General features: G+C 39.4%; 11 protein-coding genes and 1 pseudogene. 4 read left to right on the top strand and 8 right to left on the bottom strand.

The features are described from left to right. Positions 1-105: 105 nt before the first annotated feature. Positions 106-5,874 (bottom strand): ATP-binding protein, encoded by a 5,769-nt coding sequence (locus EGC80_RS07665; protein WP_124012527.1) that lies wholly within the window; start codon positions 5,872-5,874, stop codon positions 106-108. A gap of 232 nt (positions 5,875-6,106) precedes the next feature. Between EGC80_RS07665 and EGC80_RS07660 the strand changes: the two genes are divergently transcribed. Further along, on the top strand, positions 6,107-6,331 hold the full coding sequence (locus EGC80_RS07660; protein WP_206191827.1) for a hypothetical protein: 225 nt from the start codon (positions 6,107-6,109) through the stop codon (positions 6,329-6,331). A gap of 62 nt (positions 6,332-6,393) precedes the next feature. Beyond that, on the top strand, positions 6,394-7,971 hold the full coding sequence (locus EGC80_RS07655) for an integrase catalytic domain-containing protein (RefSeq protein ID WP_124011562.1): 1,578 nt from the start codon (positions 6,394-6,396) through the stop codon (positions 7,969-7,971). 434 nt (positions 7,972-8,405) lie between these two features. Here the strand turns inward: EGC80_RS07655 and gmtX are convergent, their stop codons facing one another. The 4 genes and pseudogenes from gmtX to EGC80_RS07635 form a co-directional block, all read right to left on the bottom strand. After that, on the bottom strand, positions 8,406-9,044 hold the full coding sequence (gene gmtX / locus EGC80_RS07650) for a gamma-mobile-trio protein GmtX (protein ID WP_124012528.1): 639 nt from the start codon (positions 9,042-9,044) through the stop codon (positions 8,406-8,408). Beyond that, on the bottom strand, positions 9,041-13,105 hold the full coding sequence (gene gmtZ, locus EGC80_RS07645) for a gamma-mobile-trio integrase GmtZ (protein ID WP_124012529.1): 4,065 nt from the start codon (positions 13,103-13,105) through the stop codon (positions 9,041-9,043). The genes gmtX and gmtZ overlap by 4 nt, the downstream gene beginning before the upstream one ends. Then, positions 13,098-14,504: a gamma-mobile-trio recombinase GmtY gene (gene gmtY / locus EGC80_RS07640; RefSeq protein WP_124012530.1), complete on the bottom strand. Its 1,407-nt coding sequence runs from the start codon at positions 14,502-14,504 to the stop codon at positions 13,098-13,100. Before gmtY ends, gmtZ begins: the two co-directional genes overlap by 8 nt. 116 nt (positions 14,505-14,620) lie before the next feature. Next, positions 14,621-14,731, bottom strand: a pseudogene (locus EGC80_RS07635) (oxidase); the annotation flags it as partial. A 156-nt stretch (positions 14,732-14,887) separates the two neighbouring features. Between EGC80_RS07635 and EGC80_RS07630 the strand changes: the two are divergent. Continuing rightward, on the top strand, positions 14,888-15,136 hold the full coding sequence (locus tag EGC80_RS07630) for a hypothetical protein (protein ID WP_101034017.1): 249 nt from the start codon (positions 14,888-14,890) through the stop codon (positions 15,134-15,136). 82 nt (positions 15,137-15,218) lie between these two features. Here the strand turns inward: EGC80_RS07630 and EGC80_RS07625 are convergent, their stop codons facing one another. Beyond that, complete coding sequence (locus tag EGC80_RS07625; protein WP_124012532.1) at positions 15,219-15,878, bottom strand: thiopurine S-methyltransferase; 660 nt, start codon at positions 15,876-15,878, stop codon at positions 15,219-15,221. Between the two features lie 98 nt (positions 15,879-15,976). Continuing rightward, positions 15,977-16,324, bottom strand: a complete 348-nt coding sequence (locus EGC80_RS07620) for a hypothetical protein (RefSeq protein ID WP_124012533.1) — start codon at positions 16,322-16,324, stop codon at positions 15,977-15,979. A 298-nt stretch (positions 16,325-16,622) separates the two neighbouring features. On the opposite strand from EGC80_RS07620, the gene EGC80_RS07615 reads away from it, so the two are divergent. After that, on the top strand, positions 16,623-18,467 hold the full coding sequence (locus EGC80_RS07615; RefSeq protein ID WP_124012534.1) for a serine/threonine protein kinase: 1,845 nt from the start codon (positions 16,623-16,625) through the stop codon (positions 18,465-18,467). Positions 18,468-18,566: 99 nt separating this feature from the next. On the opposite strand, the gene EGC80_RS07610 is transcribed toward EGC80_RS07615, so the two are convergent. Next, positions 18,567-20,963: a zinc-dependent metalloprotease gene (locus EGC80_RS07610; RefSeq protein WP_124012535.1), complete on the bottom strand. Its 2,397-nt coding sequence runs from the start codon at positions 20,961-20,963 to the stop codon at positions 18,567-18,569. Positions 20,964-20,972: the final 9 nt, after the last annotated feature.

The raw sequence follows: 20,972 nt of genomic DNA, 5'->3' as shown, positions 1-20,972 counted from the left end.
TGTATTACTATATAGCAACACATACCATCCATATTTGATATTGCTCTTGTCTAAGTATTGGCCCATCATGATTCACATTTGAAACCTAATACTTTTCAATGATAACTATTCAATTGTAAAGGTTAACTCTTCAACCTCGTGCTCTCGAAAAGTATCTTTAGATGAAAGAAGTTGTACTTTACAAGAATATAAACTCTTCCTTTTATTACGTTCAACTTGTAACCATCTGGCATAACTATCTTTTTGTACAGAGGTATAAGAACCACAAAGAGAGCGAATACCTTTGGGGTGAACTGGCAGCCAATCATTATACCAATACGAAGAAAAACCAATCTTGGTATCATCAACCGAATAACAAAATTGACCATCAATAGATGAACCGACAAGTTGCTTCCCATCAATATTACACATTGGAATATAAAGACCTCTAGATTCAAGGTCTGAATGCCAATGCCCGTATCTCATGAATGGGAAGGGAGTAACAGCTAAAACCTTACTTTCGGATTGTTTTTTAACGTCAAACTCATAAGACAGCTCTGGCTTCAGAAGAGAAGCAACTGTTAAACAACCCATGCGTTCTTGTATTTCAATATTTGTAGTTTCTTCAAAACCAGTTGTTGCTTTAACCATTGTTAAATCAATCCAACAATCGTTATCAAGCTTAATTGGCATCGAAAGAGCCAACAAATCATGGGATTCGTTAGCTGTAGCAAAGCTGAATAATATATCTTTAATAAACTGAATCAGGTTATCTCTGTCAGGGAGTATTTCACTTTCCCATTCAGGTAACCATGTCGGCTTTCTAGGTACTAACCCTATATATGCAGGCTCGATAGGCAATGCCGGTATTGATAAATGTGCAGCATAAGAGTTAGGCATACCAAAGAACTGTTTTGCATTCTCTATGGTTCGCAAATAAGCGGAGCGACCACGATGACTTGCTTGCGTATAAAATTGACCAGTAGATTTTTGTCTATCACTACCCAAAAAGTAATCAATAGTTGTCGCTGATGACGGAAGATATTTAAAAGTATTATTCCACTCAGAACGGTAGTTGTCAGTGAAAGCTAGGCCAGTTCTCTTCTCTTCTTTATTGAGCCATGTGTGATACAAAAGTGGAATATGGCTTCCTTGATAATATTCAAATCGATGATTATCACCATCTAGGACTGCAAAAGGCATAAAATCATAAGCATCTGTGCCGAAATCCTGTGGATTTGAAATTAATTCATTAAGAATTAAATCAGATAGTGTGGATCTTGCATATACATACTGTCCTAAATTAGCCGGACAAATGTACCCTTTAGATTTGGCGACTAAAAATACACATAGTACTTCTACGCATTCAGATTCCTGCTTCCTATTGGCTAAGTCTTGTTTTAACAAGTCTTCAATATTTGAGCGTTTTTCGACTAACAGAAGTGAAATTTGCTCTATTACCCATAGTTTAATGGACGGTATAGGGAGCTTAAGTCTTGCAATTAAGCACTTAGTTAAAGCTTCTTCAATAGAGTCATCTCGTTGCCAATCCCAGGTTGGTTTTGTTAACTTTAGATTGCGTACACTTTCTTCTAAGCTTTCCACCATCTTTAATGTCAGCTGAAGCGCCTCTTTAGCTTTACCACTCTGAGACAATAAAAAGACTAATTTATCATTAGGAATAATTAAGTCACCAAATTTACTTTTCCAACTAGCTGGCTCAGATGTTGTTAGCTTAATAAACTCATCAATTTTTTTAGGATATTGTTCTGCAACAATTTTAAGTCTACTGATGCTGCTCTCAGAACTCTCATACCAATCAGACCAACCATTCATTGCATTATGAGCTGCGACCAGCAATTTAAATGCTTGTGCCTTGCCGTTCAGTTTGCTCTGGCTTAAAAACAGCAAATCTAGCAAGTATCGCTTATCATCAAGACGATCAGTGATTGTTGGTATTTGCGGAATGAATAGTTGTAGTAACTCAAGTTCCTTATCTTGCTCAACCCAATGTTGATACCACGATTTCCAGAATTTACTAGTACTGTATTTCCCTTTTAGAGCGGCTACCAGTTCTTGGTATTTTTCTGGTGGGTAATTCGATGGTTGTAATGTAATTTTGTCATCGAGCTCATCTGTCTTAGAATACTTATCTTCTGGCACTCGTTGAACATTAATACCAAGTAAGCACTCAATTTCATTTGAAATCTGAAGAGCAGTATCATCTCCATTTTCAATTTGCTCTCTGAGTTTTTGATGACTGGCAGAATCTAGACCGGTAAGGTACAAATTCTTTACTATAGGTAAAGAAAAATTACACCTTTGAAGCAAGCTCAAAATGGCCTCTTCAGCATAAGACCATTCCCCATCAGTGAGGTTTTTTTCATACATTGAAGCTGCTGTTTGCGGGTTTAACCTCGCAACTAAGGATGATAGTGAGGACGTAGAATGTCTAGTTCCGTCTCCATTGGTAAACTCTGATATATTGAAAATAATTGGTGAAATTCTTTCTAATAATGTCAGGGCTGAATCTGGATCTATTTCAGACAGATAATCTACTGCTTTCAAAACATCAAAGATCATTGGATCTTTGTGATGCCCATAACCAAGTACAAAGTCCCATGTCTTTTTTAAGCATTCTTCATACAAATCTAGCTTATCATGAAAAAATGCTATTTGAGAGAGTTCCAGATATGCATTAGAGTTTTCAATTGTTTGTTCTAGTTCATTTATTTGGCGATTAGAATCACTTTTTATTAGCAATTCTACAGCATCATCATTAAGTAACTTAAGACCAATGTCTTTATACCAAAGTCTCAGCCAGTCAACCCTATATAAGCAGCTATCAATTGTATGTTTCAACTCATCACGTTCAATTTCAGACTTGGTTGTTATAAGGTGGCAGTCTGCTGCAATTTCAATCCACTTTCGCTTTAGTGTTATATCTGATCTACGACTATCCGATTGGATCTCATCCAAAATTGGAGCGGATGGAAATATCGAACAAACAAAATCAAATTTTAATGAATTTCCTGCTACAAGCTCACGAGAAATCCAGTCTGATAATTCATTGAGTAAATGATAGTGGTTGGAAGTATCTACTTGTTCTGAAGAAGCACTAACTGGCAGCCAAGAGTAATCGCCTTCAGCATTTAATCTGATACAAAGAGAAGAAAAGAACCAGTCATAATAATCACTGGACGCTTTCACCTTAAATTGTGAAAGCGAAGTACTAACAAATTCATAAGCAGTTATGCTTGAAAATTTATGTTTAGAATACAGATCAACAAAACAAGATAACTTCTGTGATGAGAAATGCTTATATTCAGGCCTACAGGTAATATCTGCATCTTCTACAATACTTAGCCTAATGGCATCTAGTTCGACTTGAACAATCTGAGGTGCTTCGGCTGGTAAGCAATCCCAAGCCCTTAAAAGTAAACCAAGATCCTTTTTTATCAGACATGCATTTCTAAAGCTCGCTATACATCCTTCAGACCAATCGGAAAAGATTTCATTTTCAAAAATTACATCATAGTTAAGGCTGTCGGTTAATACTCCAGCTTTTATCAATGCAATTACTTCAGCTTCATCATTCTGTGAGTGTTGTGAAGATAGTAGCTTTGTTTTTGAAAGATACCTGTCTATAGCACTCATTGATAAGAGCTTGGCTTGTTCTCTTTTTCCTGTAGACCACAAGACAATTGCCAATATAGCGAGTTTGATTGGCGAGTACTCATTCTGACCAGAAATTATTTCATTCAGAGAAGGCTCGTCTGCATTAACTAATGACAGTATTCCAAGACTAGTGGAATCCCATGTCTGGAACTCCGGGCCATTAAATAGTCTGGTTTTCAGTTCTCGATGTCTAAATGCCTCTGCATATTTAAGTTCTTTAAACGCATATGTTTCTGCTTCGGATAGCAGCCGAATACACGACTTAACAGGCATTCCAATAACAAGCTTATCGAGTACCCAATCTCGAGTAACACCTAGTCGTAGCTCGGAAGAGTCGCCAGCTCTAGCTTGGCTAGACCAAAGCCAGTTATCTTTTAAATGTAATGGTGCTTTTGAGCGGAGCCAATCACACACGTATGGCAACAATGTGTTTATTCGCTGTTGGTGATCTTCTTGGTTTTGAACAAACACCACTAAACTTTCATGGAAAGGCCTTGATCCTGATATTCCTTCTGACAGCATGTGCGCCACAGCATCCACACTAGGTGCGTAGTCATGTTCGTCTTTTACAACGGTACCAATCGCTTGTCTCGACCAGGCAAACTGAAAGCCACTACAAAGATGTAGAACATCTTGTTGCCTATAAGTGAGGCTACGCCACAGTTCTGAATAGTAAGTAGTGATATTGCCATCGGAACATGGGGGAAGTCTCTCAACTTGGTATGATGAAAGTGCTACACCATTTTGGGAAAGAAACTCAACTGAATAAATTAAATGTAGAGGATATCCATTGGTGTTATCTAACAATATCCTTGCACTTTTTTGAATCTCTTCATCCACATGATCATCATGGCAGTTCATGAATAATCGACCTGACTCAACATGTATTTTTAAAAACTCATATATGGAATTGCCAGACATTTCAGGCAACCAGTGCCAATTCCGCTTCGGTGAATGAGTAAGCAGTATCCCTGGAAGTAATTCATCATCTACTGGTTGTGTGCCAACAAGTATTACTAAGTTATCTGTTGCAGGTAACAGTTGTCTGAAAGTTTCATCTAATGGTTTCTTATTTTTAGCATTGTCTCGCCAAACATGATCTAAACCATCAATCAGTACTACAAAGACCTTTCCTTTGGTTTTGTAGTAATCTGCGCAAGATCTTAATGCTTCACGTAAGTTTTCTGGTCGAGAAGTATCCGTTCTTACCTCTGTGTGAAAACTATTAATTTGATACAGCAGAGATTCGGCAACAACTCTAGGGCTCAACCTGTCGTCCGTTGAATCTCCCAGCGATAAAAAATAATGGTGGCGCACTAGCGGAATGTCTTGTAGCTCTAATGACTGACATAGATATGATAAATATGTACTTTTTCCAGCGCCAGGCTTACCGGTTAGTGTTATTACACCGCCACTTGAATTGGTAATGTTATTAAATAATCCATTATGAAACTCGTTATTTGGAAGACTGTAGTCCTTAGGTACGGAAAATATCTCTGGAATAGGCTCTGGCCTTCTTGGTGATAAGACTTCTCTAACATGGTTAAGGTGAATCCAGCCGTTTGCAGGTGGATTATTTTTGAACATTGCCCATTCTCTAGATCTCGCAATGAGCCGCTCAACACCTGCATGGTCGGAAAATTTTAGCAGCTCTGCACGAACACTTCGATTTGTCGCTGGATAGTCGAGATCACTGTGTTGAATAGTTAATCTCGAAAAAAATAATTTAGCAGCTTCACAACTTCCCAGTTGATGAATAACCTTAATCTGCGTGTCGGTATCAATTTGAGTGAAATTGATATTTTCCTCACACAAACAAGACTCCATAACCCTATCTGGCCGCTTGTTGGTTAGCAAAATAACATCACCGAGCTTTTCATCGGGTACAGCGGCAATAGCATCAAAAAGTTTTTTAAGAATTGAACGAGACTTCGCCGTTTTGCCTGATATTTTTAAAAGCCAATCCCAAGTGAGGCCATTTTCATGCTTTTCTGGAGAAGGAGTAAACTTGACCTGCCAAAAATCTTTAACACCATCTGGACGCTCACAAACAATATCATCGATCCCTTCCGGAGCTTCATTTCCATCTCTGTCAGCCTCGAAAGCCACTCTCAAATATCTAGTAGGACTATGGATCCACTCGGCAAGTAGTTTCACTCCTTGTAGAGTCTGATAATCGTATCCAGTATAAATAATTGCGGAATTTTTGACTCTCATATCAATTTTTCTAATCTGCCAAGTATAAAATCCATGTTATACCTAATTTCCATAATAATCATTGGTTAAGATGAATGTGGTTATCATAATCTTTGAGATGCACAGCTCTATTAGATATTGATTTTCACAAGCGATCTAAACCCTAACATTTTATTTTCTTTAGATACGGTGATTAAACTCATAAAGCGTACTCTAAGCACACTAACGAAAAGTACGAATAAGGAATCAGTTAATGGTACTTCCAACCAACAGTCCTACAGCATTTTGTAAAGCTTTTATAGAGCGAGAACTGAAAAGTAATAGACAAGGACATATATGGATGACCTATTGGCCTGTGATGGAGAGAATGATAGAGAGGGCTGATGAGCTCACCCTAGCATTCAATGAGCTGATAAAGAAGTTTGGATATTCTGATAAGTTTGATGGCGCATTGACTCACTTAAATCCATACTACTAATATGTCGTTGCCTCATCTAAAATAACACTAGTTGTGATTCTTTTAAGATGAGGTAACTAGATATGATTAAGTCTATGAGTCTAAATGCGAGAAAGGAATTGTTAGCTAGCATTAAACAAAAATATCATGACGCTAACTGGATAGATAAAGGGAAAATACTTGATGGAATAGTTGCTGCTACCGGCTATGAACGAAAATATACTATCGAATTGTTGAATACCATCAATCAGAATATCTTTCCAAAAAATCGCAAGACACCCCATCGCTACGACGAACAGCTACGACAAGCTCTACTTGCTGTTTGGTATGCGGCTAATCAAATATGCTCTAAACGTCTAGTGCCATTTTTACCCTACCTAGTCGAAGCAATGGAGCGTCATGGTCATCTACGCTTACCTATTGATGTACGAGAAAAATTGCTACAAATTAGCCCTTCTACTGTTGATAGGATCCTCAAACCTGAACGAGAAAAAATCAAACAATCTGTAAGCACTACTCGTAAAGGGAATTTATTAAAGCACCAAATTCAAGTCAGAACATTTGCTGATTGGGATGACGTTATTCCTGGATTTCTGGAAGCTGACCTCGTCGCTCATTGTGGGGGCAATACCAATGGCTCTTTTTTAAATACGCTCACATTAGTTGATATTGCCACTGGTTGGTTAGAGTGCATGCCTTTGTTACGAAAAAGCGCCAGCGACGTGATTGATGGCTTACAAGTAGCTAGTGACTTACTTCCATTCCCTATGCAGGGAGTAGACACAGATTGTGGCAGTGAGTTTATAAATTATGAATTATTAGAATACTGCGAAGAAAATAATATCACCTTTACAAGAGCAAGAACTCACCGAAAAAATGACCAGGCGCATGTGGAAGAAAAAAACGGTTCTGTTGTACGTCGATTGGTTGGTTATGATCGCTACGAAGGTTGGAAAGCCTGGGAAGCTTTGGCAAGGCTGTATCGCATAGTCAGGATGTACGTTAATTTCTATCAACCATCGCTGAAGTTACTTGAAAAAGAACGTGTTGGGGCTAAGGTATCAAAGAAATATGATGATGCAAAAACACCTTATCAACGCGTTTTACTTTCTGACCATGTTAATCAGTCTACAAAAGAGTCACTTAGGTTAGAGTATGAAAGATTAGACCCGGTTTATTTGTTAGCTCAATTAGAATCACTACAAGATGAATTGTGGAAATACTCATGGGATAAAAGAGGTCATGCTCAAGATGATTATATCGTAACTGATGACGTTGTTAAAAAACAATTATCTAAAATACCGCCTGTTATCATTACAGATAGAGTGAATCGTCATTACCATAGAAATGATAAAGTTGACTTCAGAAAATCTCCTCGGACATGGCTAACTCGAAAAGATCCGTTCGAGGATGTTTGGGATGAAATACGATTAAGAATGGAGTTAGCACCTGAAAATAATGCTAGAAAAATAATTTTGTGGCTCATGGATAAATATCCTGATAAATTTTTAATAGGGCAAACCCGAACACTTCAACGAAGACTTGCTCTATGGCGTCAAAACCAAGCGAGTCAGGAAGAAAAACTACGTGATTTGATGATTAATGAATTAGTGCCCGTTTTAAATTTTAATATCCCAGAGGAAAGTGAAATCAATCAGTAGGAAACACTATACTGCTGAAGGAGCGCTAGCCTGTTATGTCATTTGATTCTTACTTACATATGCGGTAACAAATCTTTAAATGTAGTATGTTTTTTTAATGAGGCAATACGACCGACCAAGTTAATTGTCGCCTAATGCTCAACCTCTTCTGTTGACTTTTCTGGTTATTGTTTTCATTTACAAAATAGTTCATCATGGTCTCTATACAAGGTATAAATCGTTCGGTCCCTATATAAAAAATATCAGGAAACATATAAGCTATTAATCGATAAGTATTTGGTAGCATAGAAATTTATAGTATTATGTTGTTACTGGTTAGAGAGGGGGTTTCCTTGCAAACTCTTGATGCTTTGTGCATCGCGGACGTGAAAGCTTCTACCATCTCTCCAGACTGCATTTGACTCAAGATCAAATACAGGGTCTGGATCTGTGGCTTATAAAGACAATATTTTTTCAATAGCATCGACAAAACCCGCTTTGAATATTGTATTACCATCACCATCTTTAACTCTTCCTCTATCATCAACGGTCCACCCGTTTACTTTAAATCTTGCCAGATCAATAGAATGGGATAATGCTTCTACTTCAGTTGGGAGTATATTCAATTTAGTTAAAGACGGCTGCGATGAACTTTCCATTACATTTTTATTAGCTACTGGTCTTAGATCAATATTAATATTTGATAACTCTTTTACTAATTGAAGTTGTCCAGTTAATTTACTATTTTGGGCTATTAAGTCCATTACAAGCCATCTGATACGGGAATCTTTTATATCACCAACCCAAGCATTTTTTTCTTTCACTTTACTTGAAACTACCTTCAACGGCTTTGTATATTCAGCCCACGACTGAATTAACGCCCTGTATTTATCACCTGTTTTGTTTCTGATGGCTTGAGCTTTGGGGCCATTGTTCGCTTCGCTTAGTCGCCCAATTGTGGCAATTGAAAAATCACTAGACCCACGTTCCGACTGTTCAGTGCATACCTTATGAATTAAATCTATTGTTTTTGCCACCCTAAGGCTAACACCTTGCTTAAGCTTTTCGCAAAGCTCATTAGGTTCATGGCTCATACTCCCTCCACCATATTTTTTTTGTAGGCTAATTGATTTACCGGTTTACCCAGCAAGATATTCTTTACTTCATCATGAAGTGGTATTAGTTGCTGAGAATCGGTAAAGTCGTTTAACAGGATATCTGCTCTCATAACTTTTTCTACATTTTCCCAAGACTTCAAGCGACTTTTTAATAGCTCGCTCATTTGGTTACCAACTTCTAATTGTTGCTTCGGAGAAAGCATACACAAGCGAAGATCAATCCCATTTTGGGAAGCCATATTGTCGATTAATTGAGATCGTCGAGCATTAGCCAAAGACGCATCGGATAGAGCGTAGATGGTTGCATTTTCACACACTGTACTTAGTTGATGGAACTCGCTGTTTGTCTCATCAAGACTCCAATCGAGACTTGATTGTGTTGAGTTTGTAACTAACGTAGTTCCTATTTCGCCATCCTTTGTCGTGGTATTATTCAACAAATCGACACATTGACTAATAAGTCGTGCAATATGCACAGTATCAGTTGCATACATACTGGTTTCTTTTGCTATTGTCTCAAGGTTTGATGTAGCTTTTTCTAACTCCATTGTTTTAGCAAAAGCATTGCCTAGTTTTTCAGTGTCATACTGCTCATCTTCTAATGACTCAATATGAATAATTAGATCCTTTTCTTTTTGTTTAATATAAAATTTCTTTAATGAAATCTCATTAAATACAGCTGTTAACCCGCCAAGAAAAGCAGGACTAGTAATAAAAAAACGGCAACGAATACAGTTTTTTTCTCCTAAGTGCCCAGAGGCTACAGGTAAATATTTTTTCTGTTTGACTTGATCATTTACAACCTCACCACCTTGGTCACATTTCCCACCGCCCATAGGACATATGCCTATGTCAGTGAACGCAAAAGCTGATGTTGGGTGATCATTACTCAAATTCTTAAAAGCCAATGGATCGGCCGCAATTAATGAGTCTCTTACGGCTTCAAACTGCTTGTTTCTAATTTGCTGCTGAATTTTATATGGAGACTCGGCTAAAGCTCGCTTGTTAGCAGCATTAAGCTCATCACGCATTTCTGCATGACCTATCTTAGTGTAGTAAATCGTCATTACTAATCTTGTATGTCCGACCAGTTTTTGAACGATGTGAATAGGAACTTTTGCATCAATAACAAAGGCTGTAATTAAACTTACACGCATTGAGTGAGGTGTGTAATCTGATTTATACGAACCCACATTCTCATTGTCATTAACTTGATTTGTTAGTGGGTTATCTTTATGTTCTATTTGGTGCAGTACATATGCAAGCGCTTTGCCAAAAATAGGCTGTTGATGAGGGGTATTACTATTGCCCATTCTAAATAAAAAGCAGTTGGCACCTCTTTGTTTTAGGATCTTATTTCCAATTGGAATTCTTAATACTAACTCGGTCCACTTTGTCGGCTCTATAATTGCATTGTATTTTGATTGCCAATTTCGGAGTTTGATCATCCAATAATCGAGGTTTTCAGGCATCCATGGTATGTCGTAGCCCCCCTCATGAAACGATGTTTTGTTCGTTGAAAAATGCAAGCCTAATTCATTTGCTTGATACTCTTTTATGAAGCCTTGTTTTTTAGTATGCCCCGCCAATAAACTTGTATTAGTTACCCACTCGACTTTATTTTTCACAAGTTGAGGTATTCTTTTATCAGCTTCTCCGCTATCGCACCAGAGTATCTGTTGTCCACGCGCAGGAACACTCAATAAAGTGTATACGGCAAGGAAACGAGAGGGTGACCATATTTGACAGACTGTCTCGTTATAACGTCCTATTAATTTACCCGTGTGCTTGCTTTCCCGACGGTCTTTTTCAACATATCTATAGACACAATCAGGATCACTTGTATCGATTAGCGAGGGGTCAATGTCAGACCAATCAGACTCAACCAAACCGTGCAAATGAGTTAATTCACAGAAGTCCTTAGATTGTGCAGGTAAAATCCACTCTTTTGCTTTCACTACGTAGCCATATGCTAAGACAGGCTTATCTGATTCAGCTAATCTCTTTTGTTTAATTTCAAATAGAGGGCTTTGAAGGTTAATAAAATGATTGCCAAAGTCAGGATGAACAATCACTTCATCGTCATCTTCAAGGGTACATAATTCATGAAGGCAATAATCAATAAATTCAATAACAATTGAATGAAATTTTGACTTATTATCATCTTTAAAATGTTCAAGGAACTCCTCGTAACTTTTGCGATTAACCTTTGTTGTTTTAAGTAGAAATCCTTCAGGTTTTGCAGGGTGGTTGTTTTCCATAATGAATTTGCAGATAAAAGGAATGCAAACTCTTTGCCTCATTACTAACCCTCTCGGGCATTGCTCGATATATGAGTCATATAAATCAAGCCAGCTATTAAATTTAATGCCTATATCTGTACGAGAATAATTCTTTGACATCCCTACAAAGCCTCGCCATCGACCAAAGCCCTTCCAGTCATCACTGTAGAGTTCGGATGGCTTTAAGGGGAGTCTAGGATCTTCTTTATAGCGTTTTCTATATTCGTGGGCATTTACTAATCCAAGCTTGATTGTCGCTCTTGAAGCTTCTTCGATGGTGCGGTAAAAATCCTTAGGTTCCTTACCTAAAAAACCAACCCAATTACCAATATTATCCCAGTCATCACTGTAAATGATGTTGGGATTAAAAGTTAGCCTTGGATCTTCTTTATAGCGCTTTTTGTATTCCGTGGCAGACATTATTCCAAGATTAATTGCGGCCTCAGAAGCTTCTTCAAGTGTGCGGTACAAATCTGGTGCTTCTTTATCCAAATAACCATACCATCCACCAAGAATATTCCAGTGATCAGAGTAAGTTCTCTGGGGGGTAGAAGGTAGCCTTGGGTCTTCTTTATATCCTTGTTTGTACTCATCGCTACTTTGAAAACCGAGCTTGATTACTGCTTTTGAAGCTTCTTCGAACGTGTTGTAAAAATCAGGTCCAACTTTACCCAAAAAACTATACCATCCACCAAAAGAATTCCAGTCATCAGAGTAAGTATTATTGGGATTAGAAGGTAGTTTTGGGTCTTCTTTATATCCTTGTTTGTACTCATCGCTACCTTGAAAACCGAGCTTGATTGCTGCTTGTGAGGCTTCTTCAACGGTGTTGTAATAATCAGGTGCTTCTTTACCAAAAAAACTATACCATCCACCAAGAGTATTCCAGTCATCAGAGTAAGTCTTGTTGGGATTAGAAGGTAGATTTGGGTCTTCTTTATAGCGTTCTCTGTACTCTGTTATACTTTTAATGCGGAGTTTGATTACTGCCTTTGATGCTTCTTCAATTGTGTTATAAAAGATAGGTTCTCTGCCTAGAAAACCATCCCAACTTTCAAAATTCGTCCACTCTACTCCGTAATACCTAGAAGGCTCAGAAGGTAACTTCGGGTCTTCTTTATAGCGTTCGCTGTACTCTGTCCCAGTTTTAATGCCTAGTTTGATTACTGCCTCAGAAGCTTCTTCAATTGCTCTGTAAAAACTAATGACTTCTTTGTCGAGGAAGCCACACAAACCACCAAAACTCTCCCATTCATCACTGTAAGTATGGTCTGGGACACGCGGTAGTTTTGGATCTTCTTTATATCGTTCCAAGTATTCTTTACGGGTTTTAATGCCTCGTTTTATTGCCGCTTTTGAAGCGTCTTCAATTGTGCTGTAATAATTAGGTGCATCGTTGCCTAGAAAACTATACCAATCACAAGAGTGCTTCAGCTCACCTTTGTATTGACGAAAAGGGTTAGCAGGTAATTTGGGGTCTTTTCTATAGTGTTTGAGGTATTCACTTCTAGATTTTATGCCGAGTTTGATTGCCATCTTTGAAGCTTCTTCAAATGTATTGTAAAAATTAGGTACTTTTTTACCTAGAAAGCCATACCAACCACCAAATTGCTTCATATCACCTTTGTATTGACTAAGGGGATCAGCAGGTAATTTGGGATCTTTTTTATAGTTTTGTAGGTATTCTAACTTAGATTTTATACCGAGTTTGATTGCCATCTTTGAAGCTTCTTCAAGTGTTTTGTATTTACTCATGATTACCTTTGAAATCTATTATTTTTATAGTTGTTTTACATTCTAAACGTCTTAACTCAGCTCTAGTTTCGTTTGGAGAAAGTGATTTGTATGCATCTTGCGCTTTAACAGATTTATGATTCACAGCATTCGCTATGACTAGATTGCTAACTCCCGCTTTTTCTAGACGGTTTATATATGCATATCTATGCCCATGTGGCGTTGTGCCCAATTCTTTTTCAACACGAAGCCCAATACGTTCGGCAGCTTTTTTGTGTTTTCTATCAAAAGCATCAATCGAGTAAGGGTCACCATACTGATTAGTAAAAGCATAAGGGTGTTGGCGATCTTTATGCGGACTAACTCGTTGCTTGACTATATACAGACGCCAATAAAACAAAAACAGTTCTCCAGCCGAAGGTTCAAACCAATTAACAATCAGATAATTATCTTTTGATGGTGATAGCTTGTTCGATTTCCAACCAGAAAAAATTTTCTTACTTTTTTCATATTTGTTTCGTGGCAACATTTGGAAGTTTTTTGCTAGAGTTTCTTTGCGCATCTCGATGCGCCCATTTGTATATGACGTAGGAGAACGCCCGATTTCTGGTTCGTACACACGCACTAAGGCTTCATCAGGGCTTTCAGGATGAAGCGAGATGTCTTCAAGCCAAATATGAAAAGGCTCAGACCTTCTTAATCCACCGAAATGAAGCAATATTGTGATTAATATATCTCTCAATTCAAGTCGGGAAAAAGCTGGTGCTAAGGCTGAAATACCTTGTTTAACGAACCCAAGATGAATCAGTTTATCAATATGATCATCAGGAAATCGGTATTGAGCGCTGTTACCATCTCTAAAATCTTGCTCATATCGAACACTTCTGGATAATTTATTATTTCTCTTTGCAGTCTCTTGTGACCAAGTATGACCAAGAAACGAATTTTTATGCTTATGTGAGTATGCAGCCCAATTCATTTGCTCCTCGTGACTTGTTGCCTCTGTCCAAGGATTCAAATTCTCTTTATTGCTCATACCTTTATTTTGACAAAGCCAATCAGAGTACATGGTTATGTAAGAAATGATTTTATTGCCATCTTGTAAACGCCGTCTTTTCCACCGTAATCCGGTTATATCTTCCCCACAATCATTTACGGTTCCGGTAAATAGTATGTCAGCGAAAGCTATGAAAAGGTCAGCTGGAAATTGGTAATGTGTTTTATTAAACTCCAAAAATTCAACTAGCAAACAAATTGCTCGAGCACTTGCATCAATCCAGCTTTCACTCTTATTGCGTTTATAGATTGAATAATCTAAATATGATTTTAAGATCCCATTTTTTGTGTAAATAACAGGCAGTCTTATTTTGTGTTTTTCTTCAATATGTATAGTTGTTCTTATAACTAAAGGATGAAGCATAAGCGCGTTCCCATATAATATATATTATACAATAAGGGGTCACACCTAAATCGTCAAGGTTGATTTTATTTCGAGATCGAAGGATATAGTTTAAAAATAGTATATTTAAACTAGGGGTGATACTCGCAAAAACTACACTGATTCCAGCTGCAACCATTGGTGACCTGTAAAATTAATGACTTCCCCTCTGAAGGTGGGCGAAATACTGGTTCAATGTAATTAAGCATCTGAATATCCATATTGATGTGAATGTGAGCTCGCCTTAGCATAACTCGGAGTTTTTATACTAAAACTGTTCAAAAAACTATCATTCAAAAGTTTTATCGTTATAGTAATACAGTCAACAATTAATAAACAATTTAAAAGACTTAGGTGAAAGGATTATGACTCAAGTTGCATATCAAATAAATGATCGACGTAACAAGGATGTACTGAATCACGACGAGCATTGGGATTTAACCACCGCGGATCAAAAACTCGCACTTTACGACTTACATCGCTATGGCTACCGATTATTATTTGTGCGTCATATGCCCAGAGGACCTGTGGCTGTCATTTGCCAGCAAGATGATATTGCTGCTATTTATGCTGACGGTGAAGTCGATTTACGGCCCCAAATAATCCTTAGATAATCTCACTAGACGCTGCTTAAAACGCTCATCAGCGTTATATTAAAACCTACAGAGCTTATCGGTAGGTTTTTTTAGGTCGATGTTATGGCTTTCGAGTCAATTTATACACAGCTTCATTAAGCCAAGGAACCTGTTTATTAACAAACCTCGGATTATCGGCCAACACGTCCACGCACTCCAGTAATTCAATATTGAAATAAGGCCTTAAATAGGTTTCAACCCAACTTGGACTGACTGCAAATGGTGGCCCTTTTAGGCTCTCTTGTGGGTAATCAAGGGTAATGAGTAATCCACTGACATTGGCAGGAATAAGCGCAGCGAGTGCTTTAACATACTGTTGACGCATTGCTTCTGGCCACGCAATCAGCGCAGCGCGATCGTAAAAACCACCAATAGATGTTGTTACACTTGTGGGCAACGTAAAAATATCACCTTGATATAAGGTCACTTGATCTGTGGAGAATACCGCGTGATCATCGGTATGGGTAACTTGATAAGCAAGATCATTATCTGTAAAAAATTGTTCAACGGCTAAGGTATTTAATTCACACCCCAGCACCGTATGACGTTTCTCGGCCAAATAAAACATATCCAACGATTTGCCACATAAAGGAACAAATACCTTACTATTTTCAGCCAAGCCTATACGCGGCCAATATTTTACTAAAAAAGGGTTCACTTGGTATTGATGAAAACCGATTTCTTGTAATTGCCATTTTTCATGCCAAAAGCTGGGTTCCATGATGCTATTCTTCAGTCAAGTTGCTAATGAGATACTGGCTACTTTAAAGACTAAAAAAACCGGATGCAACCTCCAGTGATGATTTGGCATTCCGCTGACTAGGCTTTACCGCCTAGGGTCATTTGCACTTGTTTTAACCAACGACAGTTTTCACATTGACACTTTCGGCGCGACATATGATGTGGACTTAAATTAGAGTCAATATAATCAACCGCTATTAATAATTGCTGCGTTAATTGCTCAATCGACTTCAACTCAAGTGCGACCATTTCATCATTATGATTAATCCACAAACACTCTTCACCCTGATGACAGGTAATGCATTGCTCATCACTATCATTAAAAAACACCGCATGGGGGCAGTGGGTCACTTCCATTGATTGTAAAATTCGCTGCCGTGGGAACTTAAATAGCTGAATAAGCTCAGCTTTATTGATATTATTCATAATAACCTCTCGCCATAAGCGTTAATTAACTCTTGCTGTAATAGTACCGAGTGTAGATCCATTTTGATTTGATATAGGTCAAGGTTTACTTATCGGTTTTTTTTAGCTAGGAAGCTGCCATTTATAAATAAAAAGCGCTGATTGGTGAAAATACTGTGGTGGTTTTTAGATAAACAGGTGGCTTTATTTAAATAGACCGCGCTGGTGTTTGAATAAAATGGCTTGTTTTAAATAAGAAGCACTTGCCGCAGTAAGGCTAATCAAGGTTTAATGAACTAACCGTCAACGGAGGTTTACTTTGCAAACACCGCAACTCCAACATTTTTATATCAATGAAGAACAGTCTATCTACCTGCTAAGCGCCAATGACGCTCGCAAGCATAAGGCTTGGATCCGCCTGTGTAAGCAACAGTTGAGTAAGCTGGGATACCAGCACATTGAATTTATTGGTAAGGGAGCCTATGGTTTTGTTTTTGCGGGGATCAATGAGTTTGGCCAGTCACACGTGTTTAAATTCTCAAGGGTAAATTTACCTCAAAGTGTCCAAGATAGGCTAGAAGAAGAAGCCTATATGCTTAGCCAAGTAAAACATCCCAACGTACCCGAAGCGATTAAATTTGAACGCGTCGGTAAGCAAGGTATTTTAGTGATGGAGCGGGCTAAAGGCGAAGACCTCGACAAAATTTGCCAGCGATTAGGGGCTTTGCCACCGATAATGATCGTCAGTATTGCAAGGCAATTGGCGAATATTTTATATTATCTGCGTAAGGGTAAACCGTTAGTTCATGGCGATATTAAGCCGTCTAACCTAGTTTATGACATTGAAACCGACAAATTATCATTAATCGATTGGGGCTCTGCGGTCTTTGCTCAGCGAGATGAACACAACCGCGCGGTTGATGACAATGTCATGTCATTACTATCAAGCGATCAACAGCATACTAATGCGCGCATGGGGGATGTGTATTTTATTGGTGACGAACAACTTAGTGGCGCGTTATCAACCCCACGATTTGACGAGCAAGGCGCTGCAGCAACCTTGTATGCACTCGCATCAGGACAAATTAGTCGTTTCGGCAAAAAAGTCATTCCCGCCACCAGCATCGGACTGCCCATCGAGCTGGCAAAAACACTTGATGCAATGCTCAGTGATGATGTTGAACGCCGTAATCTGGCGGGTGATTATTTTCTCAAAAGTCTGCGCCACAGCCATAGAATGCATTTACCGATATTATCAACCCCTCCGTTAACACCAGATATTCCGGTGTGGGCTCAACCGCGATCAAAAACAGTTGAAACAGTGAGTTACAGTTCGCGGAAATCGTTTTTAAAAGAGCACAATACCCAAGATCCTATTGCCAAAATGGATGATGTGCAATTAGATAAATATTATCGTAATTTTATGGCGGGCATGGCTGATACCGAAAAAGGCTTTATTGCCGCAGTGGGTCGTCTGGCACAATATCCTATTGTCGGTGGACTGGTGATACATTGGCAAAAATCTGGCGTGTATATCGACTCAAATTTAGCGATCTACGATCCCGATACGAAAGCGCCGTTAATATTGGCGGTTAATAATATGGTGACGATGGCGCGGGGAATTAAACGAATTGGGGTGTTTAAAGCTTGCTTCTTTAATGCCAAAGACACCTTACACCTTGAGCGAAAAAGTACTGAGCATCAATATAAAATAACCGGTGAACTGCAAATGCCTTTTGAAGTCGGCGATGTGCCCACCTTAGAAGACAAATCTCGCCTTCACTCGTACTTTGAAGACGGTAAAGATCCGGAAGAAAACTTGGAACTACCAGCAGAAATTATGACCGAGCTAGGGTGGTTAAATCAAATCCATCACACCGGTTGTATTATTTTTGAAGCGTTACCTAATCACTTAAAAATTCACAGTTATTTACGATTATTAAATCCACGTAAACAAGCTTCATTCCGAGCTAGTTTAGATCGCATTATTGCTCAGGCGAATAAAATTCAAGGTCATGGCATTTCGGGGTTTATGAAACTGCCCTACAAAAATACCCGTCAATTTAGCCATATCGAGCGTAAAGCAGATGATTTCTATCCTAAAAATCCTAAAGTCATCACTCACAAACCTATTTTGCTCAATACAAAAGTGTCACACACTTAAAACACAAACTAGGTTATTGCTGTGATACACACAAATACGCGAGCTCTATAGGTCGCGTATTATCAACATTTAAATCAACAGCACTTAAATTAGTAGTGCTTAAATTGGCGAACCTGGTGGCATGTCCACAGGCTTGGCAATTAATCGGTAGGTCGAATCCGTCATTCCTTTGGTAATACCTTGGAACAGCCAATCATAATGCGCCGATTGATAATCACTACCACGATTACTGCGCCGTTTAAGCTGCTTGACAATATAGTCGACTCTGGCGGCTAACTGCGCTTTTACTTCCGGGGCGGTTTTAGGATTGTGGTAAGCCGCTAATAGACTGTCAATAACCACCGCATTCACCCGCATTTGTATTGCTAAGCCTTGGCCACTCGGTAAATCTTGGTATAAACTCATGCCAACAAGCTTATCGATTAATTGAACCACCGACAGCTGCTGACTATCGCCCATATAGGCCTGACTGACTCGATTTAAACGCTCAGGCGTTAATAGTTGCGACACAATATGGCGACTCATCACTTCTGCCATGGCCACCGGATCGGTGATAACACCTAAGTTTGATCCAAAACTTTCGCGTGTTTTTTGATAATTACCCGCTTTAGGCACCAATGCTTGTAACACATTATTGGGTACCAATAAGCTTGAGTTTTGTAAACTCGCCAGTAATGAATCGAGTGCAGCAAGTTGCATTTTGGGGCGAATATAATTCCAACGAACACCAGCACCGACCTGTTGATAGCTGTAATCAGCACCGCCAATCCACTTTGCGGCGGCTTCTATTTGGTAACGAGTGAGCAAGTAAAGAGGCACAAATACATCCGCTAATTCGCCATGAGGCTCACCCGCTAATAAAGCATCTGAATTAAAATCGTCAATGACTTTACGGCGCACCGCCTCTAACCGCAGTAGCTCCGCGACAGCATCGTTACCACGATCCCATAAGCTGGCATATGCATTGCTGGCGTTTGCGCTGCGGGAATCTGCTTCGCCAATATACCGAAAACCTTTACTCAAGGTCGAGGTTAACAACGCATCAGCCTGTGAAGGGTCACCATAACCATAGGCTATGGTGTATTTGTCCCACTCGCCAATCCCTTCCCTGTATGGCGCTGAGATATCTATTTTATCGCCTTGAATACTCACATAGGGGTGCGGATAATCCATCACAGAGGCATTATCGTTTGTTGATGCGGCAAAATTATGATCAAGGCCTAATGTATGGCCAACTTCATGGGCAGCTAGCTGACGAATACGCGCAAGTGATAATGCCATTGCCGCATTATCCGCGGCGTGTCGATCTGGCCAGCCTGCGGTAAGCCCGCGCGCAATGAGATGGTCTTGACGAACTCTTAAGCTGCCGAGCGTGACATTACCTTTAATGATCTCACCGGTACGAGGATCGGTAACAACGGCGCCATATGACCAGCCTCTCGTGGCACGGTGCACCCATTGGATCATGTTATAGCGCATATCTTGAGGGTCTGCGCCTTCGGGGAGTAATTCAACCTTGAAGCCATCAATAAAACCGGCATTTGTAAAGGCCGTTTCCCACCAGCGGGCACCCTCGAGTAATGCACTTCGAATAGGCTCTGGAACACCTGGGTCGAGGTAATACACAATAGGGGTCACCACCTTACTGGGCGCGTCTCCTGGGGTCACTTTTTCTAATCTGTGACGCAGCAAATAACGTTGCGTCAGCGGTTGATCGATGGCGGTTGAATAGTCAAGATATTGATCGGACCAATAACCGCTCATGGGATGATAACGGCGGGGCTGGTAGCCAACATCAGGGAGTTGCACAAATGAATAACGCACCCGCACCGATAACAATTTACCGTCTGGAGTAACTTGCGCCACTTGTTTGCCCGCTTTGTTGGCCTTAAAGGTTAAATTAACATCAATATCGGCATTACGTTCAAACGACTTAATCCCTTGGGGTAAAATCACTGAGCGGCTGCTGTCTAAGCTGTACTCACCTTGTTTGGTTGCCGCTAATACATCAGACACCCCATGTAAATCATCGATCACTAAGTCATTAATTGCGACTATCGCCGTTTTACCTTGCACTAATTTACCCCGCCATAAAATCGACTCGGCAAAAGCTTGTGTTACGGCTTGACGTTCGGCAACGTTATCACTGGAGGCGCGAAAATGGGTATTAAGCTGCTTTAACACGACATAGGGGCCATGTTGCTCAAACTGTACCATCCGAGTTTGGCCTAGCTGGCCACGGTCTAAGCCAATATCGTTTGAACCGACGCCATGGGGTAAGCTTGTGATCAATAGAAAGGGTTGATTAAGCTTATCCGCTTGCAGGTACAACTCTGCAGATTTGGCGTCATAAAACAGATTAATAAAGCCTTTTGCCGCTTCAGCACTCTTAATGATTTTTCGAGCGGCATCGCTGGCCGCTATCGCACTGTGAGAAAGTAACGTTACTGGTGTAATAGCCAGCAACAATGCCAATGAAATGCTGCGGCGGATCATAATTAATTT

It is taken from the genome of Shewanella psychromarinicola (assembly GCF_003855155.1).
GTDB lineage: Bacteria > Pseudomonadota > Gammaproteobacteria > Enterobacterales > Shewanellaceae > Shewanella > Shewanella psychromarinicola.
Note: the sequence above shows the minus strand (reverse complement) of the source record. Positions and strands in the feature narration are given on the sequence as shown.